The sequence below is a fragment of the Sporosarcina sp. FA15 genome, assembly GCF_051550195.1.
GTDB lineage: Bacteria > Bacillota > Bacilli > Bacillales_A > Planococcaceae > Sporosarcina > Sporosarcina psychrophila.
In genome coordinates, this window is the sequence record NZ_CP188818.1 from 4,131,895 (window position 1) to 4,156,038 (window position 24,144).

The 24,144-nt window shown below is 39.1% G+C and carries 21 protein-coding genes, 1 pseudogene and 2 riboswitches; of the genes and pseudogenes, 13 read left to right on the plus strand and 9 right to left on the minus strand.

Going from position 1 to position 24,144, the window contains the following annotated elements; all coding sequences use genetic code 11:
* Positions 1–168: 168 nt before the first annotated feature.
* Positions 169–1,212 carry a hypothetical protein gene (locus tag ACP8HG_RS19665; RefSeq protein WP_342539624.1) on the minus strand — a complete coding sequence of 348 codons (1,044 nt, stop codon included), beginning with the start codon at positions 1,210–1,212 and terminating at the stop codon, positions 169–171.
* A gap of 323 nt (positions 1,213–1,535) precedes the next feature.
* On the opposite strand from ACP8HG_RS19665, the gene ACP8HG_RS19670 reads away from it, so the two are divergent.
* The 6 genes from ACP8HG_RS19670 (at position 1,536) to gntK (ending at position 7,649) form a co-directional block, all read left to right on the plus strand.
* Positions 1,536–2,219, plus strand: a complete 684-nt coding sequence (locus tag ACP8HG_RS19670) for a hypothetical protein (protein WP_067205457.1) — start codon at positions 1,536–1,538, stop codon at positions 2,217–2,219.
* Positions 2,220–2,406: 187 nt separating this feature from the next.
* Positions 2,407–2,982: a hypothetical protein gene (locus ACP8HG_RS19675; protein WP_067205459.1), complete on the plus strand. Its 576-nt coding sequence runs from the start codon at positions 2,407–2,409 to the stop codon at positions 2,980–2,982.
* Positions 2,975–3,271 carry a hypothetical protein gene (locus tag ACP8HG_RS19680; protein WP_067205462.1) on the plus strand — a complete coding sequence of 99 codons (297 nt, stop codon included), beginning with the start codon at positions 2,975–2,977 and terminating at the stop codon, positions 3,269–3,271. Before ACP8HG_RS19675 ends, ACP8HG_RS19680 begins: the two co-directional genes overlap by 8 nt.
* A gap of 54 nt (positions 3,272–3,325) precedes the next feature.
* The gene (locus ACP8HG_RS19685) at positions 3,326–5,059 is read left to right on the plus strand and encodes a hypothetical protein (protein WP_067205463.1); all 1,734 of its coding nucleotides are present in this window, start codon (positions 3,326–3,328) and stop codon (positions 5,057–5,059) included.
* A 320-nt stretch (positions 5,060–5,379) separates the two neighbouring features.
* A complete protein-coding gene (locus ACP8HG_RS19690; RefSeq protein WP_067205466.1) occupies positions 5,380–6,102 on the plus strand; it encodes a GntR family transcriptional regulator in 723 nt (240 codons plus the stop codon).
* Between the two features lie 2 nt (positions 6,103–6,104).
* On the plus strand, positions 6,105–7,649 hold the full coding sequence (gntK, locus tag ACP8HG_RS19695) for a gluconokinase (RefSeq protein ID WP_067205469.1): 1,545 nt from the start codon (positions 6,105–6,107) through the stop codon (positions 7,647–7,649).
* Between the two features lie 565 nt (positions 7,650–8,214).
* Here gntK and ACP8HG_RS19700 read toward each other — a convergent pair.
* Entirely contained in the window at positions 8,215–9,267 is a 1,053-nt protein-coding gene (locus tag ACP8HG_RS19700) for a FecCD family ABC transporter permease (RefSeq protein ID WP_438297710.1), read from the minus strand.
* Positions 9,264–10,262 (minus strand): FecCD family ABC transporter permease, encoded by a 999-nt coding sequence (locus ACP8HG_RS19705; protein WP_067205474.1) that lies wholly within the window; start codon positions 10,260–10,262, stop codon positions 9,264–9,266. The genes ACP8HG_RS19700 and ACP8HG_RS19705 overlap by 4 nt, the downstream gene beginning before the upstream one ends.
* A gap of 112 nt (positions 10,263–10,374) precedes the next feature.
* Between ACP8HG_RS19705 and ACP8HG_RS19710 the strand changes: the two genes are divergently transcribed.
* Positions 10,375–11,331, plus strand: a complete 957-nt coding sequence (locus ACP8HG_RS19710) for an ABC transporter substrate-binding protein (RefSeq protein ID WP_438297713.1) — start codon at positions 10,375–10,377, stop codon at positions 11,329–11,331.
* Between the two features lie 269 nt (positions 11,332–11,600).
* Here ACP8HG_RS19710 and ACP8HG_RS19715 read toward each other — a convergent pair whose 3' ends face one another.
* Positions 11,601–11,798, minus strand: a complete 198-nt coding sequence (locus ACP8HG_RS19715; RefSeq protein ID WP_197485359.1) for a hypothetical protein — start codon at positions 11,796–11,798, stop codon at positions 11,601–11,603.
* Positions 11,799–12,237: 439 nt separating this feature from the next.
* Positions 12,238–12,346: riboswitch (SAM riboswitch) on the plus strand.
* A gap of 159 nt (positions 12,347–12,505) precedes the next feature.
* Here ACP8HG_RS19715 and ACP8HG_RS19720 point away from each other — a divergent pair.
* The 4 genes from ACP8HG_RS19720 to ACP8HG_RS19735 all read left to right on the plus strand — a co-directional run bounded on the left by ACP8HG_RS19720 (position 12,506) and on the right by ACP8HG_RS19735 (position 18,198).
* Positions 12,506–14,377, plus strand: a complete 1,872-nt coding sequence (locus ACP8HG_RS19720; protein ID WP_438297715.1) for a bifunctional homocysteine S-methyltransferase/methylenetetrahydrofolate reductase — start codon at positions 12,506–12,508, stop codon at positions 14,375–14,377.
* Between the two features lie 45 nt (positions 14,378–14,422).
* Positions 14,423–16,717 (plus strand): 5-methyltetrahydropteroyltriglutamate--homocysteine S-methyltransferase, encoded by a 2,295-nt coding sequence (gene metE, locus ACP8HG_RS19725; protein ID WP_067205484.1) that lies wholly within the window; start codon positions 14,423–14,425, stop codon positions 16,715–16,717.
* A 221-nt stretch (positions 16,718–16,938) separates the two neighbouring features.
* Positions 16,939–17,088 (plus strand): hypothetical protein, encoded by a 150-nt coding sequence (locus ACP8HG_RS19730; protein ID WP_340741363.1) that lies wholly within the window; start codon positions 16,939–16,941, stop codon positions 17,086–17,088.
* 543 nt (positions 17,089–17,631) lie between these two features.
* The gene (locus tag ACP8HG_RS19735; protein ID WP_082786472.1) at positions 17,632–18,198 is read left to right on the plus strand and encodes an NADPH-dependent FMN reductase; all 567 of its coding nucleotides are present in this window, start codon (positions 17,632–17,634) and stop codon (positions 18,196–18,198) included.
* A 61-nt stretch (positions 18,199–18,259) separates the two neighbouring features.
* Here the strand turns inward: ACP8HG_RS19735 and ACP8HG_RS19740 are convergent, their stop codons facing one another.
* Complete coding sequence (locus ACP8HG_RS19740) at positions 18,260–18,619, minus strand: winged helix-turn-helix transcriptional regulator (RefSeq protein WP_187046581.1); 360 nt, start codon at positions 18,617–18,619, stop codon at positions 18,260–18,262.
* A 284-nt stretch (positions 18,620–18,903) separates the two neighbouring features.
* On the opposite strand from ACP8HG_RS19740, the gene ACP8HG_RS19745 reads away from it, so the two are divergent.
* Positions 18,904–19,746, plus strand: coding sequence for a pirin family protein (locus tag ACP8HG_RS19745; protein ID WP_067205490.1), 843 nt, complete (start codon positions 18,904–18,906; stop codon positions 19,744–19,746).
* A gap of 98 nt (positions 19,747–19,844) precedes the next feature.
* Positions 19,845–20,342, plus strand: coding sequence for a flavin reductase family protein (locus tag ACP8HG_RS19750; protein WP_255428568.1), 498 nt, complete (start codon positions 19,845–19,847; stop codon positions 20,340–20,342).
* A gap of 199 nt (positions 20,343–20,541) precedes the next feature.
* On the opposite strand, the gene ACP8HG_RS19755 is transcribed toward ACP8HG_RS19750, so the two are convergent.
* The 4 genes and pseudogenes from ACP8HG_RS19755 to ACP8HG_RS19770 all read right to left on the minus strand — a co-directional run bounded on the left by ACP8HG_RS19755 (position 20,542) and on the right by ACP8HG_RS19770 (position 24,124).
* Positions 20,542–20,859, minus strand: a complete 318-nt coding sequence (locus ACP8HG_RS19755; RefSeq protein WP_438297719.1) for a hypothetical protein — start codon at positions 20,857–20,859, stop codon at positions 20,542–20,544.
* A gap of 135 nt (positions 20,860–20,994) precedes the next feature.
* Positions 20,995–21,204, minus strand: a pseudogene (locus ACP8HG_RS19760) (hypothetical protein); the annotation flags it as partial.
* 122 nt (positions 21,205–21,326) lie between these two features.
* Positions 21,327–22,784: an MFS transporter gene (locus ACP8HG_RS19765; RefSeq protein WP_438297721.1), complete on the minus strand. Its 1,458-nt coding sequence runs from the start codon at positions 22,782–22,784 to the stop codon at positions 21,327–21,329.
* Positions 22,785–22,866: 82 nt separating this feature from the next.
* A riboswitch (SAM riboswitch) is annotated at positions 22,867–22,977 on the minus strand.
* A 28-nt stretch (positions 22,978–23,005) separates the two neighbouring features.
* Positions 23,006–24,124 (minus strand): 5-methyltetrahydropteroyltriglutamate--homocysteine S-methyltransferase, encoded by a 1,119-nt coding sequence (locus ACP8HG_RS19770; RefSeq protein WP_438297723.1) that lies wholly within the window; start codon positions 24,122–24,124, stop codon positions 23,006–23,008.
* Between the last annotated feature and the right edge of the window lie 20 nt (positions 24,125–24,144).

Below are 24,144 nucleotides of genomic sequence, written 5' to 3' on the forward strand. Positions count from 1 at the left end.
TGTAGCTTTCGAAGCGCTACAGCTAGCTAAATTCCGCTGACCTTCTTACTAGATTTAAAAAAATAGCCATTCTGACACTAAGTCAGAATGGCTATTTTAAATGGGGTATATAATATGCCGAATACAGGAAATTAATCTGACTAGCAATTATTTTTCAGTAGCTCTAAATTATTGCTTCTTCCGAAAAATATTGAACAGCGATAATGTTTCTTTGTTTTTATGTTGTTGTCGTTTCATTTCATTCGAAATTTCAATTGGGGCTTTGTCCTCCTCAATTGTAGTTGCATTATGCACTTCCTCAGGTTCCGGCGTTACCGTTTCGATAATCTTCGGCTCGCTAGCCGTGAGTAACATATCAGGATCCGGAATCACTGTTTCATTAATTTCAAGCTCGCTAGTCGTGAGTATGGAAGCCGGATTCGGTGTCACTGATTCGTTAATTTCCGGCTCGCTGGTTGTTACTAACAAAGCCGGATCTGAATTCTCGTTTACGTTCATTGGAATCGCTTGTTGTTTCACAACGTTAGTCAGATGAATGGTCAATGGCCTATTTACATTTTTGTACAGCCTATTATGGATTTGCCCAGTATGAATGCCAGTATACGGAAAACTTTGCTTACCGAATTGCTGCTCTGCTGGATATTCCTTTTGAATATCCATACTTACTATAGGCGTTGTATCACTCGAAACTTCTTGGATGTTATTAGCGTTTCCTACCAGATTTTGCAGTTGCCTATAAGATGGTGGGCGATTAGATTTTCTCATGGAAGTATTAGATGTAGTTTCTTCTATATGGACCTCTTCTTTTTCCTCAATATTATTGGCAATACTTATAGATCTTGCTACATCAACTGGAGAAATTACTTTTTCTATAAGATCCTTGCTACCATCTTTTATTAATTTATTCTTGACTACGGAAAAGTCTTGATTCAACTCCTCGATTGTTTGATTAAGGGAGTCCATTTGTACTGAAAAACTTTTAATTTGTTGCTCATACTCCTCCAGTTGTAAACTTTGCTTTTCATTCATTAGTTCCATTACACCTTCTAATTTTGAGACTTTTGTTTTGAAACCATTCGCTTCTATCTTCAAGGCTAGATAATCGTCAACCGAATTCCCAATTTTTAATGTGGTTAGGGTATCTTTGTAAGTCGCAATTTTCTGCTTTAATTTTTCAATGTCCTCAGCGGAGTATAACTTAGAGTCTCCCATCAATTTTCACCCCTTTGCAGTACATTACTATTCTATTAATGATGTTTTCATTGCGTGACAAATTGTTTCCTGTTAGATGTGAATTTACTCAGTGATAAATTATTTGTCACTTTCAGCCTCGGTTCTATATATGATGAAGAAATGGATTCTCAGGGGACGATATCCTTTCTGAACTACTAAATTAGTATTAATTACTTCCTTCCTCCATCCTTTATGTGTCTATGTTAATAAATATCTCGATAAATCATTTCTTTGCCCATACACTGATTTTTCCACATCATATGCTACGAACGAAAGATAAAAAATTTGGAGGTGTCTGCAACATGCAAGGAAAAGATCATTGTGATGGGAAAGAACTAATTTGTATAAATGTCGACAAGGTGTACGACTGGATTGTGAAAGAAAATTCGTTTGATTTTGCACTTCCAACGGGACCAATTGCTTTTACTCCAACGGGTTCAGTACCAACTTCAGCAACTGCAGGACTGCTTACTGGTGCGACAGTTACATGTGAAGTGAGCCCTGCTATGGCGTTTCCAATCGAGATTCTAAGTCGTGAGAATCGCCCGTTTTGTATTGATGGAAAGACTGTTCTTCTTCAACAGCTTCACATTCGTAAGAACTTTGTGGTAACAATTGTCGTGACTTTAACAAACGGAACGGTGCTGAGAAGTGCGGCTATTCCGCTTACCCGTTGTGAACAAGTTACCTTATGTGCACCTGAAGGAACAGACGTTGTAATTACGTATACGGATCTAGACTGTTTCGTGTGTTCTCCTGGGACACTCACTGTACCAACGGGTACTGCTGCTGGTTCAATCGTAATTACTGGCTTAAATCTCTCTGTAGCTACTTGCCAAAGCATTCAATCGACATTCCCGGTAACTGTTGAATTTTTAGCTGATTACTGTGAACCAAGAGATGATTTACCAACTGCGTGCCCTCCACCATTGCGCCCGCAACAATGCTCTGTTGTTTTCCCTGATACCGGACATTGCTGCCACTAATGTCGGCTAATGGTGATAACGAGTAAGCCTCAAACATATAATGAAGGGAGGATATTCCTCCCTTCATTTTTTTGTAACGTCAAAAAATATAAGCTCATGAATAACCTTATTAAGCCAATTAGGGCTCTGCTGTCACCTAAAGGCTCGGTAATAGTCGAGTTTTCTAATGGAAAAGGGGTAGAGAATAATGAGTAATAATCACAAAGATTTGGAAACAAAGATTACGCAGCTTCAGCATCAAACAAAATCATATGTATATGAAATTAAAAAGCTGGTAGATGAGCTCAATGATTCCGCCAGAATGAATATAATTAGCTATTTTACTTATTCATTAAACATTTCTCATGATCCTGAACAGGAGAGCTTATGCCTAGGAACTTACCATGTACATAATATGGGGAATCAGCCAATCACAAATCCTTATTTGTGTATAAAAATTCCTGAAGAATCTCCATTTTCATTTTCCGGACGATATGTTTATGAAAACTTCAAACAGTCATTGAAGAATGCCGGTGGATGGGAACGAATAAATGATAAAACGAATCAAGAGGAATTTTGGCTAAAACCTTTGGGTAAAACATCCCTTGAACCTAATGAGACCATTTCATTTTCAAACTTCCAGATAAAATGGTTACCAGTAGAATCATATGCAGGTACTATTATGGGATTTACGTATAGTGATCAACTGAAAGATGGAATAGCCGTGATTAATCCCATCAATCTCAATGGAACTGTACGTGTAGAGGGGGTAGAGAATGAGTAAAACAGATGAAATAGAATTAATAATGAAGCATATAATACGTCAAATTATGAAAGATCAGTTTAACGAACAAACAGAAGATAAACAGGAAAACAACAATAGTTTTGTCTATTTAGAGAAAAGCACATTGAATATGTTGATTATGTATATGTTGATGAATGGTGAGCGTCGGCCTGATAAAGAGGCAAAAGGAGATTCTGACGTGAAGATTTTAGAGGAACTTGAACAGGCAATTATGGCCAACAAAGAGGACTTTGAGGAAATCATCACTCTACTTAAAGAAAGAATCTAAATTCATTTGATACAGCCTTTTGCTTGGAAAATAGCTGCGATAGGAGGGAATGACGTGAATAGTGAGAACGTCAAAAATAACGATCCCTTACAACTTCAACAAATAATCATCTTTTTAAAGGCGGAATTAGCTAAATATAAATACGAAGTTAAAAAGTATCAAGATAGCTATCACTATTCATTAGTAGAAAACCTTGAGCAAGAAAATATACAATTGACTAACGAAAAAAAAGAACTGGCTGAGGAGTTAGTTAAGTTAAATCAAGAATTTGAAAAAAGGGCTATCGATTATAAAGGATCTGTCCAATTGCAAGGACTACAAGGGAAAAGATACATCACTTCTATTGATTCCTTTCAGAAAACAAAAACAGATCTACTACCAATTAGCAAACAGCTAGCTGAAGTTATTAATAAATTGAAAGACGGAGCTAATACCGATCAACATAGATACAAAAAACATGACAGGCAAGTTACATCTCTTCATAAAAAACTTGCTAATAATAAAACGACTATAGAACAGCTCGAATACAAGCTTGGTGATCTCATTCAAGAAACAAATAAACAAGTACACTCCCAACTGGAGAAGTTAGACATAGCCAACAAAGAGCGTACCCAGTCCGAGAAAGTGAGACAACGATTACTAATAGAAATAGAAGAAAAAAATAATACTATAGGAAAACTCCAACATGAAATATCGAATTTAAAAGAACAAAATGAAAAGCATACTGTGGCTGTTGCAATAGAAGAAAAAAGTCTAACTAATAAAACGACTATAGAGCAGCTCGAATATAAGCTTGTTGATCTCATTCAAGAAGCAAATAAACAAGTACACTCGCAACTGGAGAAGTTAGACATAGCCAACAAAGAGCATACCCAGTCCGAGAAAGTGAGACAACGATTACTAATAGAAATAGAAGAAAAAAATAATACTATAGGAAAACTCCAACAGGAAATATCGAATTTAAAAGAACAAAATGAAAAGCATACTGTGGCTGTTGCAATAGAAGAAAAAAATCTAACTAATAAAACGATTATAGCTCAGCTCGAATATAAGCTTGTTGATCTCATTCAAGAAGAAAATAAACAAGTACACTCGCAACTGGAGAAGTTAGCCATAGCTAATAAAGAGCATACCCAGTTCGAAAAAGTGAGACAACAATACCTACTAGAACTAGAAGAAAAAAATACGACTATTGGAAAACTCCAACATGAAATAGTGAATTTAAAAGAACAACATGAAAAGCACATTGATGCTATTGCAATAGAAGAAAAAAATCTAACTAATAAAACGACTATAGAGCAGCTTGAATATAAGCTCGTGGATCTCATTCAAGGAGAAAATAAACAAGTACACACGCAACTGGAGAAGTTAGCCATAGCCAACAAAGAGCATACCCAGTTCGAAAAGGTGAGACGGCGATTACTAAAAGAACTAGAAGAAAAAAATACTGCTATAGGAAAACTCCAGCATGAAATAGCGGATTTAAAAGAACAACATGAAAAGCATAATGAAGCTTTTACAATGCTAGAAATAAAATTGAACCAGAAGAATGATAGTCAAGCAGGGATGGACTATCATTCTTCTACACCTACTATTGATACTGAAACACTTATCTACTTAGACCATCAAATAAAAGAGGTAGTAGCCAAAACGTTGGATTACGAAGAGAAATTAGATGCGAAGTTGCTTGTTGTTAATAATTTGGAACAGAAATTAGATCAACTTACTGATGAAATTGACGGAATAAAGATTTTTAGTATAGAGGGGAGGGTTTTAAAAGAATTTTGACGATTATTGGTGTGTAATAGGATGGTAGCGAGTAAAGTAGATTGCATTTTGGTGTTCTATATTTACCTGAAACTCAATAGGATTACCCATAAGGCTCAACCTTTTCTCGAAAAGTTCTGAGCCTTTTTTGTTATGTTCTATTATAGAGTATGGACATAGCGACAATTAAGCTATCACTAATCCGTCTTTTGTAAAAGTAACACCCGCAAAAAAAATGAACCCCCTTTGTTAATCCTTAATCTAAGCGTTTACATTTCGTCACAATTGACCTATCATACTTGTATACAAGTATATCGGGCATCAAGTGGGGAAGTGAAATCATGAGTGAATACAAGGAATTACTATATCCTGAAAAATGGATTGCGAACGCTTCCATGGGAGCGCGTTTAGCGTGCGAGCTTAGAATGCGGATTATTTCTGGCATGATAGAAAAGGGTACTGTTTTATCGGAAAATAAATTAGCGTTGGAATTTGAAGTAAGTCGTTCTCCTATCCGGGAAGCACTAAAAGTATTGGCATCAGAAAATATTATTCGATTAGAAAGAATGGGAGCGGTTGTAGTTGGGTTAACCGAGAAGGATATCGAGGAAATTTACGATGTTCGTTTACTGATAGAAACCTTCGTTTATGAACGGATTGTTAAAATAGATACAAGTGAATTAGTGAAAGAACTAAGTAAAATACTTGAATTGATGGAAGTCGCCATTAAATACGGAGATGCAGATGAATTTTCTTATCAAGATGTTTTATTTCATGAAACGATTATTCGTTCAATTGACCATTCATACATCATGTTGATTTGGAATAATACGAAACCTGTTATGGAAAGTTTAATACTTTTATCGATGCGAATGCGTTTAGAGAAGAAATACGATGATTTTTCACGTGTATTGAAAAATCATGAAATCTACATTGAAGCCATAAAAATAAAGGATAGAGATATCATGATTCAAGCATTGCATCAAAACTTTGATGATGTTCAAGATAAAGTGGCAGACCTTTGGATGTCCCAACAAATGCTCGAAAAAGGAAGGGAGCGATAACTATGACGAACTATATGCTAGGTGTAGATATTGGTACAACGAGTACTAAAGCAGTTCTATTTACAGAAAAAGGTGAAATTATTCAACAGGAGAATATCGGTTATCCTCTTTACACACCAGATATTTCGACAGCTGAACAGAATCCAGAGGAAATATATCAAGCTGTATTACAAGCAATTTCAACCATAATGGGGAAATCTCAAATCTCTTCGGAAAAGTTATTGTTCATTTCATTTAGTAGTGCGATGCATAGCGTTATTGTAATGGATGAAAATGATGAGCCCCTAACGCAGTGTATCACCTGGGCAGATAATCGAAGTGAAGCTTGGACACGTAAAATAAAAGAAGAGTTAAATGGGCATGAGGTATACAAACGGACTGGAACACCTATTCACCCAATGTCCCCTTTAAGTAAAATTGCTTGGATTGTGCATGATCGTCCTGAAATAGCGACAAAGGCTAAAAAATATATAGGCATTAAAGAATATATTTTCAAGAAATTATTTGGTCGGTATGTTGTAGATCATTCTTTGGCTTCAGCAATGGGGATGATGAATCTGGAAAGATTGAATTGGGATGAAGAAGCATTGGAGATAGCGGGTGTCACGCCGGAGCAGCTATCTGAACTTGTACCGACAACCGAGATTTTTAATAATTGTAACGTAGGAATAGCGAGTAAGCTTGGCATTGATCCACAAACTGTATTTGTCATTGGCGCAAGTGATGGTGTGCTTTCTAATATAGGTGTGAATGCAATTGGTAAGGGTGAAGTAGCGGTAACGATTGGGACAAGTGGTGCAATCCGAACAGTCATTGACCGTCCTCAAACCGATGAGAAAGGACGGATATTTTGCTATGCATTAACTGAGAAACATTGGGTCATTGGTGGGCCAGTAAACAATGGTGGAATGGTACTTCGATGGATTAGAGATGAATTTGCATCATCAGAAGTAGAAACAGCAAAAAGACTAGGGATTGATCCATATGAAGTGTTAACGAAGATTGCTGAACGTGTAAGACCGGGATCTGATGGATTGTTATTTCATCCATACCTAGCGGGTGAACGTGCACCGTTGTGGAATCCTGACGTGCGCGGCTCATTTTTCGGTTTAACAATGACACATAAAAAAGAACATATGATTCGGGCGGCTCTTGAAGGTGTGATTTATAATCTGTACACAGTATTTTTAGCACTAATTGAAGTCATGGATGAACCAGTTATCCGAATTCAAGCAACTGGTGGCTTTGCAAGGTCTGATTTATGGCGCCAAATGATGGCCGACATATTCGATTTGGAAGTAATTGTCCCGGAAAGTTATGAAAGTTCATGTCTAGGTGCTTGCATCTTAGGGCTTTACGCTACGGGGGAAATTGAATCATTTGACGTGGTATCTGAAATGATTGGCAGTACTTATAAGCACACACCTATGGATTCTAATGTGCAAGAATATAGAAAACTATTACCGATATTCATTAATTTATCCAGAGTATTGGAAAAGGAATACACAAGCATCGCAGATTATCAGAGAAGCTTAAGTAAAGAGTAACAAAAAAGTTTGACCCTAAAAGAAAAAATGTAACATGGACGGTGCTTGAAACGATTATTTCGGAGAAAAAAAAAGACTATTAATTAGGTTTGAGAAAAGTTGTAGGGCATGTCATTTCCATCTTTAATTAAGTAATAAAAAATGATCTTTCATGAGTTCACATTGAACTTACGAAAGATCATTTTTTATTGTTTATTGCATATCAAAGCTGCCCTATTGAACGAAGAAGAGATGGTGGAGCCAAAAACAAAAACGTGAAGTCCGCTAGCCCCAAACATCCCATGTAGCCTCCAGGGACCATTGCCACAATTCTAGCGCACTCTGTATTTTATTCCAGACTGGAAATAGGCATAGGTGAAAATCGCTGCCAACAAACCAATACGTTTTCCGAATATAGAGTTAGTGACAGCTAGATTTGAATTATCTAGAACTTCTTTCATATCTACTAAAGTGTCTTGTCTTGTCATGGGAATAAAAAAATCTTTAACATGGAAAGCGACATGATCTATGTGCAGAATCGTCGTATGCGTTATTTGGAAATTGTCTAAACTTACTTGTCCTCTTTCTATCGACTTCTTTGTTTGATAAGCAAATAGATAAAGTAAGGTGCCCCTATTACGGCTGTCCATACACCTGCAGGCACTTCAATCGGTGCAAAGGCAACACGAGCAATCCAGTCTGCAACAACAACGAGAATTGCTCCAATGATTGCGGATAAACCTACCATTGAACCAAAGGTAGGGCCGACAATTCTTTTTGCAATATGTGGTGCGATTAACCCAACAAACCCAATACCGCCGGCAAAAGAAACGGAGGCACCCGTCAAGGCGGCACAAAGTAAAAGGAAAATAATTCTGTTCTTTTGAACAGGGGAACCGGCACTTTTCGCCAAATCATCGCCAAGTTCTAAAACGTTCATTTCTCTCGTCATGGCAAGGGTGATGATGAAAAGAATGGTAATCCATATCGCAATCATTCGAACTTCTGTCCAATTTGAACCGTAAATACTTCCAGTAATCCAAATATTTGCTTGGCTCGCTTGATGGATTGGTCCAACAAGCATAAGTACGGTTGTTCCAGCATGCATAAATGCTGAAATTCCAATCCCTATAAGTAACATTCGGAAGGGGGCAATGCCGTTTTTCCAAGATAACGTGAACACAATCGCGGCTGTAATCATCGCACCACCGAAAGCAAATAACGGCATCCAGTCTTGACTCACTGTTAGCGCATTACTTTCATTTGAAAACAATGCTAGAAATAATACCACTGCAAATGAAGCTCCGGCCGTAATCCCAATGATATCTGGGGAACCAAGAGGATTTCTAGATACACTTTGCAAAATGGCGCCCGCCGTCGCTAAGCCGATTCCAACTAAAATGGCCATCATAATACGAGGTAGCCGAAATTCAAAGATAATCGTTTGATCAAACGATTCTCCAATCCCTAAAATAACTTTTAAGACATTTAAAGGTGAAATGAAAAACTCACCAGAACTCATCGATAGAATAGCTACTAACCCTAAAAGCAACGTTGCAATCATCGTTGTAAACAATGATTTCTTATCTAAAATAAACGAAGCAACATTTCCTATTCGAACTGTCACTTTATTTTTCATGCCCCAAATCTCCTTCTTGCCACATAAATAAAGAATGGAACACCGATTAATGCAGTCATGACTCCAACCGGCACTTCCTTGGGCATTATAATGTATCGGGCTGCAATATCAGATACGAGTAAGAGAATTCCACCGTATAATGCACAAAATGGAAATACCCACTGGTGTTGGATCCCGATGAATGATCGAACGATATGAGGAATAATGATTCCGATGAAGCCGATAGGACCCGCAATTGCTACAGAAATACCTGCTAATACAACTACAATAAGAGAAAAAACAAATTTTAATAGCACTACATTCTGACCTAATCCAGATGCAACATCGTCACCCATTGCTAGTAGGTTCATTTGCTTCGCCAAAACAAAGGCTACCAGCAATCCAATCACCATATAAGGCAATCCTGTAATTAATAGACCGATAGGCCGATTGGCTACGGAACCTGCGAGCCAAAATAATACTTGATCGAGTGCTGTTTCGTTAATTGTTAGGAATCCTTGTGTCATGGATGAGAATAAAGCGGAAACTGCTGCTCCTGCTAATATAAGCTTCATTGGCGTTAACCCTTCTCTGCCAATACTACTTAAAACAAAGACAATCCCGAAGGAAACGGCGGCTCCGACTAATCCGAACATCATATAAGATTGAAGGCTTTGTACTTGGAAGAAGACAACCCCAATTACGACAAAGAAAACAGCACCAGCATTAATACCTAGAATACTTGGAGAGGCTAATGGGTTTTTCGTTATGGATTGCATAATTGCACCTGAAGTGGCTAAACAAGCTCCAACAGCTGCAGCAATTAATGCACGTGGTAAGCGAACATTTTGAATGACAAGATGTTCAGTTGATCCGTCATTTTCTTTAAATGCGGAAAAGGCAGTGGACCAGCTTGTATCTGTATAGCCGTATACAATACTAGAAAAAAAACAAAGAATGAAAACTAAACTACTTACGATAAGAGCAATCCACTTACCCCTTGATGTATGTATCATGACTTCCTCACTTCATTGAGAATTATTTTCAATTCACTGTTGACATGAAATATATTAGCATATAGCATACTAAGTGTAAATGATTTTCATTCTCAATTAACAGGAGGAAATAATGTACATGCGAAAAATATCATCCCTCATACTTATTATGAGTATTCTTGTATTAGCGGCTTGTGGGGCTACTAAGGAGTCAAAAGATTCAGGTGAAAGTGCACAACCAGCTGATGTAGAAACATATACTGTCGATCATGCAATGGGAAGTACAGATGTAAAAGGAACACCAAAACGCATTGTAATCTTAACAAACGAAGGTGCTGAAGCCCTTCTATCAATGGGAATTCAACCTGTAGGTGCAGTTCAATCACCCGCTGAGAAAATTTGGTATGATCATATGGACATGACAGGTACTGAATCTGTGGGTATTGAATCAGAACCAAGTTTAGAAAAGATAGCATCTTTAAAACCAGATCTGATCATTGGGAATAAAATGCGTCACGAAGCAGTTTACGAACAGTTAAGCAAAATTGCCCCAACTGTTTTTGCAGAAACGCTTCGCGGGGATTGGCAGGAAAACTTTAAATTATATGCGAAAGCAGTAAATCAAGAAGAAAAAGGTAACGAGGTATTAGGGGCATACAATAATCGCGTTGAAACAATCAAGACTGAATTAGGGGATCAAACAAATAAAAAAATATCAATGGTTCGCTTTATGGCGGGAGATGTACGCATTTACCATAAAGATTCCTTCTCGGGTGTGATTCTAGATCAACTTGGATTTGCGCGCGCAGATGGACAAGATGTGGACGATTTTGCTGAAAAAGGCCTCACGAAAGAACGTATTCCAGCTATGGATGGCGATGTGCTCTTTTACTTCACTTATGAAACTGGAGATAACGAAGCAACGAAGCTTACAAACGACTGGATTGAGGATCCATTATTTGAAAATCTAAATGTCGCGAAAAGTGGAAACGTCTCACAAGTAAATGACATCATTTGGAACACTGCTGGTGGTGTATTAGCAGCGAACTTAATGCTGGATGATATTGAGGAGTATTTCTTGAAAAAGTAATTTAAATGGAATGAAATAATAAAAAGATGAAAACAGAAAACAGCCCGATGATGCGATATTTACTCGCTTCACTGGGCTGTTTTTTTATACATAATTTACTGTTCAGCTGCGTCTTCTTTAGGATACTTTATCACAAACGACGTTTTGGTGTTCTGATGTGGCCGAACTGCAAAAAAAACTAACTAGTAAATCGTAAGCATACAAATTAAATAAAAAAGGTATGTATGGTAGGAGCCCAAACATACCTTGAAGTATCATTAATTATCCGGCTACTGGAACATCGTGATTAATAATACGATGGCTCCAAGCAGGATTGAAATCCATGCCAATGCTTTTTGTGGAGAAGCTAAACAGACTAAGCCTAAAACGAGTGCGCCACCACCTAACCAATAAGGAGCATAAAAGAACCCTATAGCCGCTAAAATTATTGCTAACCAACCAATCCAGATGCCCAAGGAAGTTTTCAAGTCAATGACCTCCCTTCAATTTGATGGGAACAACAACTGAGTAAACGGGTCGTTCGTTATTGTTCTTATAGTTTATTATATGCAGGGTTACAGAGGGGACAGTGGTTAATGGACTCATTATTAATATTATTATTATGTGCATTTAGCTCACTTAGGATGGGGGAGCAAGAGCGGCGGGTTACGCAATCAATTCTGGAAAAGGATCAATTGACAGAAGTGACTTATTGGTACCTTGATTGACCTATTTAAGCTAAGAGGGACGTAAGAATTTAAATGAAGGATGGCGAAAGGCTGTTTAGCAACTATGTTGTTTAAAGTGACAAGCAATAGTCTGAATCTGTGAAATAAATTAATTACTTTCCAAAAAGGTGTTGCTAATTTTCCAACAATGATGTAAAGTCTGTAATAACGTAACTAAGCAAATCCAATTTAATAGTTTTTCTTATCTAGAGAGGTATAGGGACTGGCCCGATGACACCTCAGCAACCGCCATTTTATGGCATGGTGCTAATTCCAGCAAGTTGATAACACGACTTGGTAGATGAGGAGAAGACTTATTCAGATTTAGAGTCTACTTCCTTTATTCAACATAGGAAGAGGCTCTTTTTATTTTAATTAATTTTCCCATTAAGTAACATATTTTGAAGAATGATGAAGAGAGTTTCCGGAACGGGACTTTGGGAAAGTGAAAGGAGCAAGTGATAGTCGTGAATTTACTAGATACTATGAAAGAACGAATTTTGATCGGTGATGGTGCAATGGGAACTCTACTTTATTCACACGGTGTGGATCTTTGTTTTGAAGAGCTGAACTTGACACATCCAGATCAAGTGCTTCGCATCCACCAAGCCTATATAGAGGCAGGTGCGGATATTATTCAAACTAATACGTATGGTGCGAATTATATCAAGTTAGCACGTCATGGGTTAGAGGACAGTGTAAAAAAGATAAATAAAGCCGCAGTTCAAATTGCGAAAAAAGCAGCGGGTAAAAATACGTTCGTCCTTGGAACTATAGGGGGTATTCATGGATCTCGAACATCCATTGGAACAAAGGATGAAATCAAGCGCAGTTTTAGGGAACAACTATATTGCTTACTTCTTGAGGGAGTGGACGGCCTACTTTTAGAAACTTATTACGATTTTGATGAATTAACAACCGTGCTCAAAATTGCACGTGAGGAGACAGATATCCCGATTATTACGAATGTTTCAATGCATGAGGCGGGGGTGCTCCAAAATGGGATAGAGCTCATAGATGCCTTACAGCAGTTGGAGGATTTAGGTGCAGATATAGTAGGCATTAACTGTCGCCTTGGCCCTCACCATATGCTGAAGTCTCTAGAAACTGTGCCGTTGATGAAGCGTGCTTTACTTTCGGTGTATCCGAATGCTAGTTATCCAGGATATAAGGATGGGAAACTTTTTTACGAAAATGAGCCTGAATATTTCGAGAAGTTCGCACTGAGTTTTCGGAAGGCAGGAGTTAGTTTAATAGGAGGATGTTGTGGGACGACGCCAGAACATATTAGGGCCCTAGTGAAAGGACTTACAATTCGGGAACCAATTCAAGAAAAGCTTGTTAAGAAGAAGGAGGTAAAGACAGAGGTTGTGGAGTCTGAATTGAAGGAATCTCAACCCCCAACATTGCTTGAAACAGTGAGAAAAAGACATTCGATAATTGTTGAACTTGATGCGCCCAAACATTTAAACACGGGCAAGTTCTTTGAGGGGGCTCAGGCGTTAAAAGATGCAGGTGTGGATGCCATTACATTGGCCGATAATTCCCTAGCGACGCCGAGAATTTGCAATGCTTCAATGGCTTCGCTTGTTAAACAAAAGATTGGTGCAACACCTTTGGTCCATATTACATGCCGAGATCGCAATCTAATTGGATTACAGTCACATCTCATGGGATTACACACACTGGGTATTACTGAATTGCTAGCGATTACGGGGGACCCTACGAAAATTGGTGATTTCCCCGGAGCAACATCCGTTTTCGATGTGACATCCTTTGAATTGATTCAACTCATAAAGCAATTCAATGAGGGCATTTCAAAGTCTGGAAAGTCATTGCAACAGAAAACATCCTTTACTGTGGCAGCGGCCTTTAATCCGAACGTGCGTCATTTAGATCGTGCTGTGGAGAGATTAGAGAAAAAAATAGAAGCGGGAGCCGACTATTTTATTACCCAGCCTATCTATAGCACGGAGAAGATAATTGAAGTATACGAGGCAACAAAACATATTGAGACGCCAATTTACATCGGAATTATGCCGCTGACTTCATCGCAAAACGCCGAATTTCTACACAATGAGGTACCAGGCATTAAGTTGACGGATCAAGTACGTGCAAGAATGGCTTTATCTGATGGTAATCGTGAGCAGTCTACGAAAGAAGGTTTAGAGGTTTCGGAAGAATTGATCGATGTGGCGCTGGAGCATTTTCATGGCATCTATTTAATCACTCCCTTTATGCGCTATGACATGACTGTGAATTTGACGGAGTATATACACGGTAAAGTGGACGTGATTGTAGCAAGGGAGGTGGTCCAAACCGAGAGTATCGTGTATTAAAACAGGTTGAAAAAATACAATAAAAAATAAAGGGGCTAACATACAATGGTAAAAGTACAAAGTTCAACTAGTGGATATCCAAGAATCGGTGGAAAACGTGAATGGAAAAGGGCGTTGGAAAGTTTTTGGAATGGGGCAACATCAGAAGAACAGCTACTGAAAACAACGGAAACGCTTCGTTTAGAAAGTCTACAGAAACAAAAAGAATTCGGTGTTGATCTAATTCCGGTTGGAGATTTTTCATTATACGACCATGTGCTGGACACATCTATTATGTTTGGTGTCGTACCAAAACGCTTCGAGTATGCGGGTGGTAAAGTACCTTTGGAAACATACTTTGCAATTGCGCGTGGAACTAAAGATGCGGTTGCCTCAGAGATGACAAAATGGTTTAATACAAATTATCACTATATTGTTCCGGAACTAGAAGGTGTAACGCCGCAATTAGTAGAGAACCGCCCGCTCGCTTTTTATAAGGAAGCAAAAGAAAAGCTGGGTATTGATGGCAAGCCGGTTATCCTAGGCCCAGTTACATATATTAAACTGGCAAAATCTTTTGGCGAAGAGAATTTTTCTACTTTATTGCAACAGTTTACGCCGTTGTACATTGAAGTATTGAAAGAGCTTGTAGTGGCAGGCGTTGAGTGGGTTCAGATTGATGAGCCGATTCTTACAAGTAAGTTGACAGAAGAGGATTTCCAACATGTGCAACAGGCATACGCAGCAATTCATGAAGCAGTGCCACAATTAAAGATTATCCTACAAACTTATTTTGAAAAAGTAGCTAATTATGAAGCGGTTGTTGCGCTGCCGGTACACGGATTTGGTTTAGACTTTGTTCATGGCGATTCGCTTGAATTGCTACAAAAATATGGTTTCCCTCAAGACAAAGTACTTGCGGCGGGTGTCATTGATGGTAGAAATGTGTGGAGAGCGGATCTGGATAAAAAAGTAACACTATTAGAAGAAATTCAGTTACATGTTGATAAAAGCCGTTTGATTGTTCAACCTTCCTCTTCACTTCTTCATGTTCCTGTCAGTACGGAAACTGAAGAGAAATTGGATCCAATTATTAAAGGCGGTCTGTCATTCGCTGATCAGAAGCTTGCTGAAATTGTGCTCCTTAGTCGGGGGATTCACGATGGCACTGAAACGATTGCGACAGGACTTGAGGAGAGCAGAAATGCACTTGCACGTCTAAATAACTCGAAGTATCGGCAAAACGTTGAAGTGAAAGAAACGATTGAAAATCTAACTGAGCAAGATGTAAATCGCTCATTGCCATTTGCGAAACGAATTATCGAGCAGCAAAAACGTTTTAATTTGCCTCTTCTGCCGACAACGACAATCGGGAGTTTACCGCAGACGCCAGAAGTAAGACAGACAAGATCTAAATGGCGTAAAGGAGAAATTACAAACGAGGCCTACGAGCAATTTATCAAAGATCAGATTGACAAATGGATTGAAATTCAAGAAGACATCGGCATTGATGTTTTGGTCCATGGTGAATTTGAAAGAACAGATATGGTTGAATACTTCGGTGAAAAGTTCGAAGGATTTGCAGTATCACAGTTTGGCTGGGTTCAGTCTTATGGTTCTCGTTGCGTCAAGCCACCACTCATTTTAGGTGATGTTGCGTTTAGTGAACCAATTACTGTGAAAGAAAGTGTCTATGCTCAAACGTTAACGACGAAGCCTGTAAAAGGTATGCTGACGGGCCCTGTAACGATTTTGAATTGGTCCTTTGTCCGAGATGACATTCCACGTTTCGACGTATTGAACCAAATTGCATTTGCACTTCGTAAAGAAATTGAAGAGCTTGAAAAGAACGGTATTCGCATGATTCAGGTAGATGAACCTGCGCTTCGAGAAGGTTTACCGTTGGATCAAGATAAACGTGAAAGTTACTTAGATGCTGCTGTCTATGCATTCAAATTGGCAACTTCTTCTGTTGAAAATGACACGCAAATTCATACGCATATGTGTTACTCGGAATTCAGCGGTATTATCAAATCCATTAGCGCGCTGGATGCAGATGTTATTTCAATCGAAACGTCAAGAAGTCATGGCGAAATTATCGCTGCATTTGAGAACAATACGTATGATAAAGAAATTGGCTTAGGCGTTTATGACATCCACAGTCCACGTGTTCCAAGCAAGGAAGAAATGAAACAAAATATTAATCGTGCACTCAAAACAATTAATCCAAAACAATTTTGGATTAACCCGGATTGTGGCTTGAAAACAAGAAAAGAAGAAGAGACAATTGGCGCTTTGAAAATCATGGTTGAAGCGGCGAAAGAAGTTAGAGAAAGTCAATTGGCTACGCTTAAGAATTAATTATTTAAGTTGAAATGAAGATTCATTTCAAATCCGCTTAGGCTACCTCAGTAAGGCACCATTGCTTTGTTATTACATGTATTCATATGTTCACAATAAAAAAGGTATCTTCCCGTGCATTAATGACGGGGAGATACCTTTTTATTGTGGTCGGGGGAATATTGGTCTGCGAAGTATATGCTCGGTTGGTGAGGGATATGATCGGTTGGCGAGGGATATGATTGGTCGAGCGAAGTATATGCTCGGTTGTCGGGATATATGATTGGTCGGGTGAAGTATATGCTCGGTTTGCGGAGGATATGATTGGTCGCGCGGAGTATATGCTCGGTTGTCGTAGGATGATTGGTCAAGCGAAGTATATGCTCGGTTGACTGGGTATATGATCGGTCAGGTGAAGTATATGCTTGGTTGGTGAGGGATATGATTGGTCGAGCGAAGTATATGATCGGTTTGCGTGGTATATGATTGGTCGCGCGAAGTATATGATCGGTTGTCGGGATATATGATTGGTCGGGTGAAGTATATGCTCGGTTGTCGGAGGATATGATTGGTCGGATGAAGTATATGCTTGGTTGTCGAGGGGATATGATTGGTCGCGCGAAGTATATGCTCGGTTGATGGGGTATATGATCGGTCGCGCGAAGTATATGCTCGGTTGAGCGAAGTATATGCTTGGTTTGTGAGGGATATGATTGGTCGCGTGTAGTTAATGCTTGGTTTGCGTGGTATATGCTCGGTTACGCAGGAAAATATGATGAGCTTAGGTCAGCATTTTTACTTTTGCCATGTGTGGTATCCTTTCGTATACTATGGCACTTTGAAGTGCGTACTACCTAATTTGATTTACTTGTGTATAATTAGTATAGGAAGCTGAATTACAATCACAATCATATATAATAGAGGAGTTTTACATCATGGCAATTAAAGTTAAGGCAATTATCGGTAGTACAAGTTCAACTTCATTCAACTTAAAAATAGTTGAACATATGAGAAGTCGTTATGCAGATCAATTAGACATTACACCTGTCTTTATCAATGATCTTGATATGTTTTCAATTGATATAGAAAGCAACCCATCTGCAAACGTAGTTGATTTTAAAAATAATGTAAAAGATTCAGATGCTGTATTATTTGCAGTTCCTGAATATAACTTCTCTATTCCAGGCGCAATGAAAAATGCAATCGACTGGTTATCACGTGGTGGAGATTTCACACTTAAAAACAAACCTGGCTTCATCGTAGGATCATCTATGGGAGCATTCGGAAGTATCCGTGCGCAACTCCACTTAAGAGAAATTCTGTCAAATCCGGCGTTAGCTCCTATCTTACTGCCAGGTAACGAAGTATACATCGGTTCAGTTCATGAGAAAATGAACGAAGCTGGTGAACTTACTGATAAAGCTACGATCGATTTCTTGGATTCAGTAGTATTTAACTTTATTGAGTTCTATAACAAAACAAATACTACAGTTAAAGCTTAAGAAATCTCCTGATCATCAAAAACAGACACTCCCTGGAGAGTGTCTGTTTTTGATTTATCCATTATAGTGCGTCGCTGGTATTCTGGCTAATTCTTTTCTTTTCAATATGTGTGGCATGACCGGTGCCCCATTCGTGCATAATTGCTAAGATGGGCTGTAAGCTTTTTCCGTAATCCGAGATAGAATACTCAACTTTCGGGGGGACCTGTGGATAGATGACTCTGTTAATAATATCTTCATCTTCCAATTCCCTTAATTGCTTGGTCAACATTTTTTGGGTAATCCCTGGCATTAATCTTTTTAATTCACTAAACCTCTGTGTTCCTTCAGTAAATAAATGCAGTAAAATGATTGGTTTCCATTTACCTACCAAGATACCTAAAGCTTCGTCAACTTTACATAGTTCAGGCTTTATCCCCATAATAACCTCCATTAGTATCTTTTTGTATACTATAGCACTTTGAAGTGTGTACTTCACATTTTGGTGAATTTATTCCATAATAACATATATAGTGATCCATTACTATTCGGTAAAATTTAGCTATATATGCTGAACAAATGAACACCTTTCTAAACTTTGCGAAAGAGCCTTGCAAGGGGCAGCTGAAGCCTGTCTTAGGACGGGGCACTCCTTAGCACCGTTGCTAATACAATGGGATCTTTTAATTCAACATATACAACCAAAAACAGAAGGAGGAATTTAATATGAATAATAAATCGGTCTTTTCAAGGGGAATCAGAAGTGTAAGGGATGTCGTTTATCAGGAACACTCGCCAACTCATAAAGTAGGATTGGTCATTGAACCGGGAAACTGGGAAGAAGTCGATCCATTTCTATTGATGGCTGAAGACTTTTTCGTGCGTGGAACATTTGGCATGCATCCACACCGTGGTATTGAAACTGTTACGTACGTCATTGATGGGACGCTAGAACACTTTGACAATAAGACTGGGGGAGGAGAACTACATCCAGGAGACGTTCAATGGATGACAGCGGGTAAAGGAATCATTCATACAGAGGATCCGGCTGTTGGGGAAACGGTTCAATCCCTGCAACTGTGGGTCAATCTTCCAAGTGATAAAAAAATGACGGAACCGCGTTACCAGAACATGCGTGCACAAGATATGTCGGTCCGTCATGAAGACGGCGCTACGATACGTGTCTTTTCCGGTTCTTCGGAAGGTGTTACGGCTGACACGAAAAATCACGTGCCTGTTACGATGGTTGAATTGATCATTGAACCCGGTACCACTGTTACACAGGACCTTCCCGGCAGTTACAATGGATTTCTGTATATAATAGAAGGAATAGGGACATTTGGCAGTGAAAGCGTGGAGGGGAAGAAGGGGCAGGTTCTCTGGTTGGAACGTGGAACAGATGAAGAACAAACTGAAGTGAAGATTCACGCAGAAGAGAAACTGCATATCATGTTATATGCAGGTAAGCCTGTCGGAGAAAAAGTAGTAGCTCGCGGCCCGTTTGTGATGAATTCAGAAGAAGAGATTATGCAGGCCTATAAAGATTACAGAGAAGGAAGATTCGAGTGAACATGTACCAGTGAATTTAGTGCGGAATCACAAAGTATGAAATATTCTAATAGATTTGATATGATTTTAAGTGAAATAAGAAAATGGGAGTTGCTGATATGGGAAGTAAGATAGAGCAGGTAGCGAGTTTTAAAGAAGCAATGGGGAATTACCCGACGGGAGTCACTGTCGTTACAGCATTTGATGCAGATAAAAAACCGATGGGATTAACGGTCAATTCATTTGCATCGGTATCATTAGAGCCTTTACTAATTTTATGGTCCATTGATAAAAGAGTATCCACTTATAGTGACTTTCTAGATGCTGAAAAATTTTCGGTGAATATTTTGGCAGCAGATCAAAGTGAGTTATGTACGTTATTCTCGAGCAGGGTTGCTGATCGATTTAGTCAATGTGATTGGAAAGAATCGGATTTAAACCTACCAGTACTTTCAAATTCGCTTGCGGTTTTACAATGTAAGACGGTGCAACAAATTGAAGCTGGAGATCATACGATATTAATAGGCGAAGTATTAGATATTCAGAATGAAAGTAAAGAACCACTTCTGTATCACCGTAGAACTATAGGTGCAATTCCAGAAGAATTTTATAGCTGACAGTGTCTATACAATCTTCAGTGTAGAAAGGCGTGTCATCAGTTTAATCTACTGATGACACGCCTTTTTTTCTTGAAAAAGAGGCTCTGTTAAAGTTTAATGTTGATATAGGGAAAAATTAGAACTTCCAATTATCCGGAAGTACTAATTCGTAGTACAGCCTTCTTATACTAATGTACCCATTTATGGAAAATAATTGTTAGGGATAAATTTCTTCTTTTTTGCTATAAATTTCATAAGCAAAATAGCCAACTAATAAACCTATCCCAGGTCCCCAAGCAATTGCAGATAGTAAGGGAATTAGGGAAAATATGTTTAAAAGTACAGCAATAGCGAATCCAATCATCATTCCGAATGGTATTAAACTATCTAATAAATTTTGAGCACTTTTTGACTTTTTCTTACCAAGCGTGCCATTCTTATACTTATGTTTCATTCTTAGAATTACAAATACTGCAATTCCACCCACTATTACAATGGGTAGTAAAATACGCACAAATTCCAAAGTTGAGCCCATATTATAATCCCTCCTTTCTTTTGCTTTTGAATTGATTCAATTTTAACATAGTTTATTCCATTAAATGGTCCGTTAGTTGAATAAGAACTACTTTTTATAGTGCGAATCCTATATATGTTGACATAAAGAATCCACTCAATAACGCTCGGCTACCCCTATGAGACGCCTTCGCTGGAGATTATATAGAACCATTAGTTCAACATATATAGGTGCATCATAGGTTTCTGTATTTTGTGTTAGATTTCCTCTGATAATCAAGTCATTCAAAGTGACTTCATTTCTCTGATATTGGCTACTTTCTAATACTTGAAACCAAGTGAGATAGTTGTTCAAATATTTAGTTGCAGATCACCTGGAATAGTGTCTAGCCCCACGAGCCATTGCCGCAGAACATCGCGATCTTAGCCTGCCTACTTCCTTTGATTGAATTATGCCTGTTGCATCTTAAAGGGTATCTTGCGCTTTTCTCAAGCCAAGGATACAACGTTCTTGCGGACCGCCTTACTGGAGATGGCTAGCACTAGAACTAGGCCCACCGCCATTAATGCACCATCGAGTAGAAGTGGCAAGCCCCAGCTGCCGGTGTTATCTCGAATCACACCGGAGACGACAGGTGAGAGAACTGCTCCGATTTCTCCAATCAAATTGAGCATTCCAAACATGGATCCTCTGCTTTTTTCAGGCGTCAAATCGGAAGCCAGAGCATGTGCCACCGGTTGCAATGCAAAAAAGAATAATCCGGAGACAAACAAAATGACAGACATAACGATGGGGTTGTTATTGCCCATCATGACATAGACTGCAAATATAAAAATAGTTACAGTCAGTACAGCGGTTAGTACAGCAAGGACGTTACGTCGCCCATTTGGACGATTGGCCACTATGTCAGAAATTTTGCCGCCAAGAGGAAAACCAATGATTCCGGCCAAACCATTAAACGATGCAATCAAAGCGGCAGCCATTAACGCACCGCCACCGAAATCTTTGACGATAGAGACGGACCAAAATCCGTAAAACCATAGATGCCACATGATAGGGATAAAGAACAAGTACAATAAGAAAAGATTCTTATTCGCTATTAACGGTTTTATTTCAGACTTCTTCGTTGTGTATAAATAAAGTATTAAGAGCGGACAAAGTGCAACAAGAATGACCGCAATCGCGATAGAGGATAGACCTAGTTTGACGGAAAAGTAATAGATGCCCATCACTATGACAAGAAAAACGGCGGAGTACATGGACATGTACAATAGCCCTTTGCCAAACTGTGCTTTAATACCAGGTGAAGTTAAATCTACAGAAGCACTTGAATCGTTTTTGGGCTTCATATATTTAAATAGTAGGAGTGCAATAATGAGTGTAATTGTTCCGGTCACGAAAAAAGGAAAGCGCCAAGCCCCTTCACCCATAAATGGTTCTGCGACTGTAATAAGATAAGGGACGCCAAGTGTGCCCGCTGTCAGACCAACAGATAATCCGGTAAGCGCCACGCCCATTCCTAATCCAACTTTTTCAGGAGGTGTATGATAGGCAATATAAGAGCGGTCATTCGAATAAAAAACGCCTTCGCCTAGCCCGAGTAGGATTCGGAAAAGAATAAATGCAACAAGGCCTCCCACCAAACCCGTTAATAAAGTGGCGATTCCAGCCCAAACAATACTTAAAATGATAATAGCACGATAGCCAAACCTGTCCCCAAAGTAGCCACCAGGAAATTGCATTAACATAAAACCGGCAAAAAATAAACTACCAATCAATCCGCCAATTCCATGGGGGTTTGCCACGTCTGCAAAAAAAGAAACTTCATTTTCAATCATATATGTAATGATCGGCCCAGTTGCAACCCGGTCAACGTAAGAAACAAACCAACCTAAAAATAACAAGCCCCAAATCGTATGATACCTTTGCAAGCCTTCCTTTTTCATTCCTCACACATCCAATTCTATTGTTAATAAAACAAAATGCCCCTCCACTGTGTTAGTAGAGAGGCATTCGAGAGAAAATACCCTCTCATTTTCCAAAGCATAGTGCTTTGCAGGAATTAGCACCTTATCAACATGATTGTTGAATGGTTGCCGGGTTTCATAGGGCCAGCCCCTCCACCGCTCTTCATAAGAGTTTTATTAGCCTATTTAATTTGTAAAGGTTACTGCCAAACGTCTTGCGCGATAGTTACAACATGACGAACTTTTTCCCATTGTTGTTCTTCAGTTAACTGATTACCTTCTTCTGTTGATGCGAAGCCGCATTGTGGGCTTAAGCATAGTTGATCTAAAGGAACATACTTTGTGGCCTCTGCTATTCTTGCTTTAAGCAGTTCAGGGGCCTCTAATTCGCCGAATTTAGAGGTGATCAAGCCTAATACGACGAAAAGGTCAGGGCGATTGACATGGCGCAACGGTTCAAAACTGCCGGAGCGTTCGTCGTCAAACTCAAGGAAAAGACCGTCAACATCTAATCCGCCGAAAATTGTTTCGGATACATCCTCGTAGCCACCACTAGAAAAATAGGTCGATTTGAAGTTGCCGCGGCAAATATGCATCGTCACGAGCAAGTCGGCAGGCCTTTTCGCGATGGATTCATTGATGGCACGTGCCGATAGTTGTACAAGTTTGTCAGGATTTTGCCCCTTCGCTTTCAATGTTTCCCTTCCTTCTTCCGATAAGAAGGAAGCCCAAGACGTGTCATCGATTTGAAGATAACGACATCCCTCATCGTACAGTGCTTGAATTACGTCTTGATAGGCTGTAACCAAGTCATCAAATAACTCTTCGTCATTTGCATAGATGCCTTCTTCGAATGTCGCTCTGTGAATCAGCATATTCGGGCTTGGAATCGTGAATTTTGCGACTGCATCACCTGCGATACTTTTCAGGAACTTGAAGTGTTCAATCATGTAATGGTCGCTAAACCCAATTTTTCCTGTCACTCTAATGCCGTGTGCTTTCGTTACAACACCATTGAATTGGAGTCCTTTATCTGTTTCGAAAAACTCAACGCCGTCAAAGCCAGAAAGGAAGTCAAAATGCCACCATTTACGGCGGAATTCTCCGTCCGTCACAGAATTAAGTCCAGCTTCTTTTTGCTTTTCGACGAGCTTTGTAATTTCTTCGTCTTCGATTGTGCGTAATTCCTCGGCAGTGATATCACCGGTTTCTCTTTGCAAACGCGCCTGCTTTAGGCGTTCTGGTCTTAAAAAGCTCCCGACGTGATCTGCTTTAAATGGTGCTTTCGTCAAAGTTTGTTCGGCTATAGGTTTTGTCAATTTAAATTCCTTCTTTCCAA

Bases quoted from the DNA above. Each gene is read 5' to 3' on its own strand.
- ACP8HG_RS19665 (WP_342539624.1), bottom strand. From the start codon at position 1,212: ATGGGAGACTCTAAGTTATACTCCGCTGAGGACATTGAAAAATTAAAG.
- ACP8HG_RS19670 (WP_067205457.1), top strand. From the start codon at position 1,536: ATGCAAGGAAAAGATCATTGTGATGGGAAAGAACTAATTTGTATAAAT.
- ACP8HG_RS19675 (WP_067205459.1), top strand. From the start codon at position 2,407: ATGAGTAATAATCACAAAGATTTGGAAACAAAGATTACGCAGCTTCAG.
- ACP8HG_RS19680 (WP_067205462.1), top strand. From the start codon at position 2,975: ATGAGTAAAACAGATGAAATAGAATTAATAATGAAGCATATAATACGT.
- ACP8HG_RS19690 (WP_067205466.1), top strand. From the start codon at position 5,380: ATGAGTGAATACAAGGAATTACTATATCCTGAAAAATGGATTGCGAAC.
- gntK (WP_067205469.1), top strand. From the start codon at position 6,105: ATGACGAACTATATGCTAGGTGTAGATATTGGTACAACGAGTACTAAA.
- ACP8HG_RS19700 (WP_438297710.1), bottom strand. From the start codon at position 9,267: ATGAAAAATAAAGTGACAGTTCGAATAGGAAATGTTGCTTCGTTTATT.
- ACP8HG_RS19705 (WP_067205474.1), bottom strand. From the start codon at position 10,262: ATGATACATACATCAAGGGGTAAGTGGATTGCTCTTATCGTAAGTAGT.
- ACP8HG_RS19710 (WP_438297713.1), top strand. From the start codon at position 10,375: ATGTACATGCGAAAAATATCATCCCTCATACTTATTATGAGTATTCTT.
- metE (WP_067205484.1), top strand. From the start codon at position 14,423: ATGGTAAAAGTACAAAGTTCAACTAGTGGATATCCAAGAATCGGTGGA.
- ACP8HG_RS19735 (WP_082786472.1), top strand. From the start codon at position 17,632: ATGGCAATTAAAGTTAAGGCAATTATCGGTAGTACAAGTTCAACTTCA.
- ACP8HG_RS19740 (WP_187046581.1), bottom strand. From the start codon at position 18,619: ATGGGGATAAAGCCTGAACTATGTAAAGTTGACGAAGCTTTAGGTATC.
- ACP8HG_RS19745 (WP_067205490.1), top strand. From the start codon at position 18,904: ATGAATAATAAATCGGTCTTTTCAAGGGGAATCAGAAGTGTAAGGGAT.
- ACP8HG_RS19750 (WP_255428568.1), top strand. From the start codon at position 19,845: ATGGGAAGTAAGATAGAGCAGGTAGCGAGTTTTAAAGAAGCAATGGGG.
- ACP8HG_RS19755 (WP_438297719.1), bottom strand. From the start codon at position 20,859: ATGGGCTCAACTTTGGAATTTGTGCGTATTTTACTACCCATTGTAATA.
- ACP8HG_RS19765 (WP_438297721.1), bottom strand. From the start codon at position 22,784: ATGAAAAAGGAAGGCTTGCAAAGGTATCATACGATTTGGGGCTTGTTA.